The 1211-nt window shown below is 65.0% G+C and carries 1 pseudogene; it reads right to left on the bottom strand.

From position 1 onward, the window contains the following. A pseudogene (locus G1E_RS29880) lies at positions 1 to 1211 on the bottom strand (glycine dehydrogenase (aminomethyl-transferring)); the annotation flags it as partial.

Raw genomic sequence — 1211 nt, 5'->3', positions numbered from 1 at the left:
ATGGTGCAGGAGCCCAGCGGAATCATCGACTGGTTCAGCGCCAGGTCCTTGTTCTCCAGCTGCTTGAGGTAGCGCAGCATCTCGGTTTCGCTGTGATGCAGGTTGAACACCGGGTGGGCAAGGAACGGCGAATGCCGCACCAGGCTGGGCGGAATGCCTTCGGCCAGGGCCGACTGGTCAAGCGCGGCGATGTCCAGCCCGTGGTCAACCCCCACGAAAATGTCCAACAGGCGCAGCACTGTCTGCTCGTTGCAGGTTTCATCCAGGCTCACGCCCAGGTGGCCGCGGCCCAGTATGCGCAGGTTGACCTGTGCGGCTTCAGCGCTCTCGATGATGGCTGCCTGTGCGCCACCCACGTCGAGGGTAAGGGTGTCGAAGAAGTGCTGGTTGAGGCGCTTGATGCCTTTAGCCGCAAGGCCGGCCGCCAGAATGACCGTCAGCCGGTGCACGCGCTGGGCAATGCGCTGAAGGCCTTGCGGGCCGTGGTAGACCGCGTAGAAGCCGGCGATGTTGGCCAGCAGCACCTGCGCCGTGCAGATGTTGGAGTTGGCTTTTTCACGGCGGATATGCTGCTCGCGGGTTTGCAGGGCCATGCGCAGCGCGGTGTTGCCACGGGCATCACGCGACACGCCGATGATGCGCCCGGGCATGGCCCGCTTGTAATCGTCGCGGCAGGCGAAATACGCCGCATGTGGCCCGCCGTAACCCATCGGTACACCAAAGCGCTGGCTGGAACCCAACACCACATCGGCGCCCAGCTCGCCGGGCGGCGTGAGCAGTACCAGGCTGAGCAGGTCGGCAGCCACGCAGGCCAGGGCGTGCTGGCCATGCAAGTGCTCGATCAGCGGGCGCAGGTCGCGCACCTCGCCGTGGGTATCGGGGTACTGCAGCAAGGCGCCGAATACCGCATGCGTGTTCAGCTTATCCACAGAGTCGATGATCAGTTCGAAGCCGAAGCCTTCGGCGCGGGTCTTGAGCACTGACAGGGTTTGCGGGTGGCAGTGCTCATCGGCGAAGAATGCATTGCTCTTGCTGCGCGCCACGCGCTTGGCCAGGGCCATGGCCTCGGCGGCGGCAGTCGCCTCGTCCAGCAGCGAGGCGTTGGCCAGGGCCAGCCCGGTCAGGTCGATGACCATCTGCTGGTAGTTCAGCAGCGCCTCCAGCCGGCCCTGGGCTATTTCGGGCTGGTAAGGCGTGTAGGCGGTGTACCA

Origin of the sequence: Pseudomonas sp. TJI-51 (assembly GCF_000190455.2) — a bacterium.
Taxonomy (GTDB): domain Bacteria; phylum Pseudomonadota; class Gammaproteobacteria; order Pseudomonadales; family Pseudomonadaceae; genus Aquipseudomonas; species Aquipseudomonas juntendi.
The sequence above is the reverse complement of the archived record's forward strand: the minus strand, read 5'-3'. Positions and strand labels throughout refer to the sequence as shown.